This is a genomic window from Anaerostipes stercorihominis, assembly GCF_057535655.1.
On record NZ_BAAJCL010000012.1, the window covers coordinates 77,493 to 84,865 of the forward strand.

The 7,373-nt window shown below is 39.5% G+C and carries 9 protein-coding genes; 4 read left to right on the forward strand and 5 right to left on the reverse strand.

What is annotated here, in order from left to right; all coding sequences use genetic code 11:
* Positions 1-49: 49 nt before the first annotated feature.
* Positions 50-1,675, reverse strand: a complete 1,626-nt coding sequence (locus AC27EF_RS10805; RefSeq protein WP_487110768.1) for an ABC-F family ATP-binding cassette domain-containing protein — start codon at positions 1,673-1,675, stop codon at positions 50-52.
* Between the two features lie 173 nt (positions 1,676-1,848).
* Between AC27EF_RS10805 and ylxM the strand changes: the two genes are divergently transcribed.
* Genes ylxM through AC27EF_RS10825 form a run of 4 tightly spaced genes read left to right on the forward strand, consistent with a single transcriptional unit; the run spans position 1,849 to position 4,101 of the window.
* Positions 1,849-2,202 (forward strand): YlxM family DNA-binding protein, encoded by a 354-nt coding sequence (ylxM, locus tag AC27EF_RS10810; RefSeq protein WP_487110769.1) that lies wholly within the window; start codon positions 1,849-1,851, stop codon positions 2,200-2,202.
* A 14-nt stretch (positions 2,203-2,216) separates the two neighbouring features.
* Complete coding sequence (gene ffh, locus AC27EF_RS10815; RefSeq protein ID WP_487110770.1) at positions 2,217-3,557, forward strand: signal recognition particle protein; 1,341 nt, start codon at positions 2,217-2,219, stop codon at positions 3,555-3,557.
* 52 nt (positions 3,558-3,609) lie between these two features.
* Positions 3,610-3,855 carry a 30S ribosomal protein S16 gene (gene rpsP, locus AC27EF_RS10820; protein ID WP_487110771.1) on the forward strand — a complete coding sequence of 82 codons (246 nt, stop codon included), beginning with the start codon at positions 3,610-3,612 and terminating at the stop codon, positions 3,853-3,855.
* 18 nt (positions 3,856-3,873) lie between these two features.
* Complete coding sequence (locus tag AC27EF_RS10825) at positions 3,874-4,101, forward strand: KH domain-containing protein (RefSeq protein ID WP_487110772.1); 228 nt, start codon at positions 3,874-3,876, stop codon at positions 4,099-4,101.
* A gap of 81 nt (positions 4,102-4,182) precedes the next feature.
* Here AC27EF_RS10825 and AC27EF_RS10830 read toward each other — a convergent pair whose 3' ends face one another.
* From AC27EF_RS10830 to AC27EF_RS10845, 4 genes are all read right to left on the reverse strand, one after another.
* Positions 4,183-4,677 carry a hypothetical protein gene (locus AC27EF_RS10830; protein ID WP_487110773.1) on the reverse strand — a complete coding sequence of 165 codons (495 nt, stop codon included), beginning with the start codon at positions 4,675-4,677 and terminating at the stop codon, positions 4,183-4,185.
* Positions 4,678-4,729: 52 nt separating this feature from the next.
* Complete coding sequence (locus tag AC27EF_RS10835; protein ID WP_487110774.1) at positions 4,730-5,998, reverse strand: ArsB/NhaD family transporter; 1,269 nt, start codon at positions 5,996-5,998, stop codon at positions 4,730-4,732.
* A 186-nt stretch (positions 5,999-6,184) separates the two neighbouring features.
* On the reverse strand, positions 6,185-6,385 hold the full coding sequence (locus AC27EF_RS10840) for a hypothetical protein (protein WP_487110775.1): 201 nt from the start codon (positions 6,383-6,385) through the stop codon (positions 6,185-6,187).
* Positions 6,386-6,433: 48 nt separating this feature from the next.
* Positions 6,434-6,913, reverse strand: a complete 480-nt coding sequence (locus tag AC27EF_RS10845; protein WP_487110776.1) for an S-ribosylhomocysteine lyase — start codon at positions 6,911-6,913, stop codon at positions 6,434-6,436.
* Positions 6,914-7,373: the final 460 nt, after the last annotated feature.

Consider the following 7,373-nt stretch of genomic DNA (forward strand, 5'->3'; position numbering starts at 1 on the left):
TTACAATCCCGGAATGTGCCTTTTGGAACTTCCGGAGATTGAGAAAAAATTACATCTCGTCGGAGATTTCGACAATCTGGCGTTTTCTTGCAGCCGTGTCATGTTCTAAATATTCATCGTAAGTACATTCTTTATCAATTAAGCCGTTTTCTGTAATTTCCATAATTCGGTTGGCTGTTGTCTGGACAAACTGATGATCCTGAGAGGTAAACAGCAGGGCTCCCTCAAAATCCTTCAAAGCTTCATTTAATGCGGTAATGGATTCCATATCCAGGTGATTGGTAGGCTCATCCAGAAGTAAAATATTGGCGCCGCTGATCATCAGTTTAGAAAGCATGCAGCGAACTTTTTCACCACCGGATAAAACACCGACTTTTTTCAAAGCATCCTCCCCGGAAAATAACATTCGTCCCAGAAAACCGCGAACAAAGGTGGCGTCTTTTTCTTCGGAATACTGTGTCAGCCACTCAACGATGGTCTCATCCTGACTGAAATCTTTGGTATTATCTTTTGGAAAGTAGGATTGTGAGGTTGTAACTCCCCATTTATAAGTTCCTTCATCGGGCTCCATTTCACCGGAAAGAATTTTAAATAAAGTTGTTGCAGCCTGAGTATTCGGTCCCACGAAAGCAATTTTATCCGTTGGTTTCATTAAGAAAGAAATGTTATCCAGTATTTTTATGCCGTCAATGGTTTTTGAGAGATGCTCCACTACCAGAGCATCATTTCCAATCGTACGGTTTGGCTTAAAGTTAATGTATGGGTATTTTCTGCTGGATGGTTTCAAATCGTCCAACTGAATTTTATCGAGGGCTTTCTTTCTGGAAGTTGCCTGCTTGGATTTGGAGGCATTGGCGCTGAATCTTGCGATAAAGTCCTGCAGTTCCTTGATTTTTTCCTCCTTCTTCTTGTTGGATTCTTTCATTTGCTTTGTAAGGAGCTGGCTGGATTCATACCAGAAATCGTAATTTCCGGAGAATAACTGGATTTTTGCGTAATCAATATCCGCGATATGAGTACAAACCTTATTTAAGAAATAACGGTCATGAGATACGACAATGACAGTATTATCAAAATTAATCAAGAATTCTTCCAGCCAGTAGATGGCATCCAAATCCAAATGGTTGGTAGGCTCGTCCAAAAGAAGGATATCAGGATTTCCGAACAATGCCTGAGCCAGCAGTACCTTTACTTTTTGGGAGCCGTTTAAGTCTGCCATTCTGGTATTGTGAAGCTCAGAGGATACCCCAAGACCGTTTAATAACGTTGCGGCATCGGATTCTGCTTCCCAGCCGTTCATATCGGCGAACTCTCCTTCTAATTCGCTGGCACGGATTCCATCCTCATCAGTAAAGTCTTCTTTGGCATAGAGGGCTTCTTTTTCTTTCATAATTTCATAAAGTCTTTGATTTCCCATCATAACCGTATCAAGGACCAGATGCTCATCATATTGATAGTGATCCTGTTTTAAAACGGAAAGACGCTGTCCGGAGGTGATGGAGACATCTCCTTTGGAGGGTTCGATTTCACCGGAAAGGATTTTTAAGAAGGTAGATTTTCCTGCTCCGTTGGCGCCGATCAGCCCATAGCAGTTTCCTTCTGTAAATTTAATATTTACATCTTCAAACAAAGCACGTTTGCCTAAACGCAGTGTTACATTATTTGCCTGTATCATTGTATAACCTTTCTTTTTGTTTTATAATCATTATGCTACTCTTTTTCATTTTACAGAAAAGACAGAGTTTTTCAAGTGAAAAATGTATTGTGCAAGTAAAAATACTTGACAAAGCTGTCGGGATTTTGTAAACTAACACATGGTAAAGGAAAAATGCTTTACAGGAGTATCAGATGGAACGAATCGTTGAACAGAATTTATTGTATGATTTTTATGGTGAGCTGCTGACAGATCACCAGAAAGAAATCTATGAAGAACATATTTTGAATGATCTGACTGCTACGGAGATTGCTGCCGATTTTGGCATCACGAGGCAGGCGGCTTATGATATGATTCGCAGGTGCAATAAGATTCTGGAGGATTATGAGAAGCGTCTGCATCTGGTTACAAGATTTTTGACGGCCAAGGAGAAGATCAAAGAGATTCATATGATATCGCAAAGGCTTCTCAGGGAAGATAAAGAGCAGATGAAAGAAGATATCAGGCAAATAGAATCTGTATCCAATCAGATTCTGGAAGATTTATAAGTTGAGGTGAATCTATGGCATTTGAAAGTTTATCCGAGAAACTTCAGGGTGTATTTAAGAACTTAAGAAGCAAAGGCCGTTTGACGGAAAATGATGTAAAGGAAGCGATGCGCGAAGTAAAGCGGGCGCTTTTAGAGGCCGATGTCAATTTTAAAGTCGTAAAGTCATTTATAAAAACTGTGCAGGAAAGAGCAATTGGGCAGGATGTGCTGAATGGTCTCAATCCCGGGCAGATGGTAATTAAAATCGTAAAGGAAGAGATGGAATCTTTGATGGGTTCCACGATGACGGAGATTGCACTTCGTCCGGGAAATGAAATTACTGTTATTTTGATGGCGGGACTTCAGGGAGCAGGAAAAACAACCACATGCGCGAAGCTTGCAGGACAGTATAAGAAAAAAGGAAAACGTCCGCTGCTGGTGGCATGTGATGTCTATCGGCCTGCAGCGATTAAGCAGCTTCAGGTGAATGGAGACAAAGTCGGGGTTCCGGTTTTTACCATGGGAGATAAGCAAAATCCCGTAAATATTGCAAAGGCGGCAATTGAGCACGCGCATAAAAATGGAAATAATATCGTGATTCTGGATACAGCGGGACGGCTTCATATTGATGAAAATATGATGACGGAGCTCGTAGCGATGAAAGAGAATGTGGATGTTTACCAGAGCATTTTGGTCGTGGATGCCATGACGGGGCAGGATGCTGTCAATGTGGCAAAAGAGTTTCACGAGAAAGTGGGAATTGACGGCATTATTATTACAAAAATGGATGGCGATACCCGAGGCGGTGCGGCGCTGTCGATTCGGTCTGTGACAGGAAGACCTATTTTGTATGTGGGTATGGGAGAAAAACTGGAGGACCTGCAGCAATTTTATCCGGATCGAATGACAAGCAGAATTCTTGGAATGGGTGATGTGCTTTCTTTAATTGAGAAAGCAGAGGCTACCATCAATGAAGAAGATGCACTTCGGATGACTGAGAAAATGCGCAAAGCAGAGTTTGATTTTAATGATTTTCTGGATCAGATGGAGCAAATGAAGAAGATGGGCGGTTTATCCAATCTGCTGTCAATGATTCCGGGAGTTGGAAGCAAAATGCAGGGGCTGGATATTGATGATGGCATGATGGATAAAACAGCGGCAATTATTTATTCCATGACAAAGGAAGAGCGCGCAAACCCGAAATTGATCAATGCTCCGAGAAAGAGAAGGATTGCAGCAGGAGCGGGAGTTCCCATTGCGGAAGTGAATCGTCTTTGCAAGCAAGTACAAAATCAGAAACAGATGATGAAACAGATGTCGGGGATGTTAGGTGGCAAAGGTGGTAAAAGAGGTGGATTTAAGTTACCTTTTTAAACCTTGGTTATAGATATTATTACAAAATTAAAAAATTTGGAGGAAAAAACAAATGGCAGTAAAAATGAGATTAAAGAGAATGGGACAGAAAAAGGCACCTTTTTATAGAGTTGTTGTTGCAGATTCCAGAGCTCCCAGAGATGGAAAATTCATTGAAGAGATCGGAATATATGATCCGACACAGGATCCGAGTGTGATTAAATTTGATGAAGAAGCTGCAAAGAAATGGTTAGCTACCGGTGCTCAGCCTACAGATACTGTAGCGAAGTTACTGAAGGCTGCAGGAATTGAAAAATAAGAAATATAGGAGGCTCGCATGAAACATTTATTAGAAGTGATTGCAAAAGCCCTCGTTGATCAGCCGGATCAGGTTACGGTTACAGAAAAAGAAACAGAGGATACCGTTTTTTTAGAACTTCATGTGGCAGAAGGCGATGTGGGGAAAGTAATTGGCAAGCAGGGGAGAATTGCGAAGGCAATTCGTACTGTGGTAAAGGCTTCGGTTGACAAAGGCGATAAAAAAATCGTCGTGGACATTCAATAAAAGAAAAAATCCCGCAGATAATGCATGATGTTATCTGCGGGATTTTTTTGTTGTGTTTGATTCTATTTTGAAATACCTGTATTATTTGATATCTTCCGTTGGATCAGCAGAAGCTGAGAGAGAGATTTTTTCTGAACTGTCAAATAATTTCAGGATGTCTTTTAAGGAGGATTCCAAGTTATCTTGGATTTCTTCCAGTTTATGGGCATCGACGTTGTAATTTAAAAATAATTGTTCGATATTTTCCGTTACATGGTGCCCCAAGTGGGAGATCAGTAAAAAGGTATTAAAGTTATGACTGTTTTTGGCATTTTCAAAACGCTTTAAATCTTCTGTAATAAATTCAATAATTTCCTGGCTGCTTGCAAACTTTCCATGAATCATAGAATAGGGCTCTACTCTTTGTAAAAAGTATTTGTTGTGCCGTGTGATATTAAAGACGTAGGAAATGATCAATCCATCTCCGAGATTAAATTCTGCAATGTGCATGATGCTGTTAAACTCTTTAATAGATGTTGCACCGAGCTGGCGCAGATTTACATTGATATAATCGCCGGTAATCGTATTTCTGTTCATAAAAAATCCCTTCCTTTCAAACAATTGTATATAACGTACAGAAAATGTGAGATTATGCAAAACGTAGAAGTAAATATATGGTACAAACTGCAACGGAAATGATCATCATTGGGAAACCGATTTTAAAATATTCTCCAAAACTGATAGGATACCCATGATTTTTACTGATTCCAGATAAAACAACATTGGCAGAAGCGCCGATTAAGGTTCCATTTCCTCCAAGACAAGCGCCAAGAGACAGGGCCCACCAGATCGGCGCAGTGTCAATTCCTTTGGATTGCATAGTCAAGATCATCGGAATTAATGTTGCTACAAAAGGAATGTTATCAAGGAAAGAGGAGACGATGGCAGAAACCCATAAAATGACCAGCATGGTGATCATAACATTTCCTCCGGTTACGGAGATTAGACCATTGGCAAGCATTGTAATTACTCCGACCTTCTTTAAACCTCCAACAACGATAAAAAGACCGATAAAAAATAAAATAGTCGGCCACTCAATGCTTAAGATGATATCTTCCGGGTCCTGACCGCCGATTAAGAGCATCACACAGGCGGCAGTGATTGCTATGGTGCAGGACTGCAGACCAAGCTGGTCATGAAAAATGAAAGAAACTGCCACAATCACAATGACGATGATACTTTCGATCATAAGCCGTCGGTTTTTGATTGCCTTTTTTTCATCTAGGAGCATTACCTTTTGAATTGCATTGTTATCAACAGATAACTGCTTTTTATAGATGATTTGAAAGCATAAAATTGAAATGATTATGACAAATAGAATTGCAAAACCGGTATTGCAAATGAAGTCAACAAAGCTCAGATGTGCCGCGCTTCCAATCATAATGTTCGGAGGGTCACCGATTAAAGTTGCAGTACCGCCAATATTTGATGCCATGATTTGAGTTACAATGTAGGGAATCGGATTGACTTTTAAAATATCAGTAATGGCTAAAGTCATAGGGCCGACCAGCAGTACTGTAGTAACGTTATCGAGCATGCTGGATAGCAACGCGGTAATAATAATAAATGTAACCATAATGGGCCAGGGCCGTCCCTTCGCCAGTTTGGCAGATTTGATTGCGATATATTCAAAAATTCCGGAATTTTTGATGACCGCAACCAAAAGCATCATTCCTACAAGAATGCAGATTGTTTCTACGTCAACAGCTTCGACAGCATCTTCGATGGATAAAACATGTGTAAGAATAAGCAGTGCGGCGCCGGAAATCGCAGCGACTGTGTTATGTATTTTATCGGTGATGATAGCTGCCATAGTAATTAAAAAAATTGCAATTGCAACAATTTGTTGTGTAACCATAACAAATGCCTCCTAAAATAAAAATCTAATACATATCATAAACCATTGTAAAAAGAAATCAAAGGGTTTCTTTCAATTTTACAAAAGATATGTAAAAAACCACCATTTGATTCAGGGTTCAAATGGTGGCTTTCATTGTTCCTCTTCATTTCAATACTCCGGAAAGGGAATTATGAAAAAAAGGAATTATAGATTGGTAACAATTTTGTCGTAAAGATCAAGCCTGCAATGCTGATCAGAAGAGGAAAAATGCTTGCAGTTCAGGCAGCTGGCTGTTTTTGTATTATCGCCGGTGCTGACATTTTTTACAGAGTGATCACATCCGCAAGGACAGTATTCACTACATTCCTGTGCAACTTCCTGGTATACAGCGTTTTGATTTTTCATAATAAAAGCCTCCTTTAATTGATGAGTACTTTTATAGTATGGACAAAATCATTCCGGATAATTCAAGTTTTTTTCACTTGCATGATATAAAGCAGAGTCTAAGTAGCGAAGAGCAAGATAGTTTGCCATTGGAAGATTCATATCCAGATAATTTCCACAATCTCTTGCAGACGCACCTGGCACCGGAGCGTTGAAGTCCCGAATAAATTCAAAAGTTTCTGTCACAAGAGGAAGGATTTCTTCAGAAGTGAAATCACCGGCCAAAATCAAATAAAACCCGGTGCGGCAGCCCATCGGCCCAAAATAAATAACAGAATCTTTCCAATCTTTGTTGTTTCTTAAATATGTAGCAGCTAAATGTTCGATGGTATGCATTTCAGCAGTATTCATTACAGGTTCCCGATTGGGAGCGGTCATTCTAAGATCAAAAGTTGTCAGAATTTCAGATCCTACAGTATCTTTGCGTGAAACATAGACTCCAGGGAGCAATGTCAGGTGGTTCACAGTAAAACTTGCTATTTTGTTCATATTTTAAATTCCTTTCAAAAAATATTGTAGCACAGATGTCAAAAACACTGTGTCATTGACTCCATTATTATAACCGGAAATGTAAAAAAACAAAATAAAAATAAATTGAAAAAAATGGTTGACAGGACAGCAGGTTGATGATAACATATAGAACGTTGCTGATGAAGTGACAGCAAATGACAAAATCATCAAAAAAATAAATTGAAAAAAGTTCTTGACAAAAGATGTCGAATAATGCTATGATATAAAAGTTGCTGACGGAGATCGCTCAGAACAGAATCATAACATGTGAAAAAAAGTTCTTGACAATGAGTTTTGAAGATGGTATGATATAAAAGTTGCTGCGGATTTGAAACTCCAAGGCAAATAAAAAATAAAAAAGTTCTTGACAAACAAAGAACGAAGTGGGAAAATAAGGAAGCTTCTTATCAGAAGCGGACGAAAAGATGGCGAAGGATGC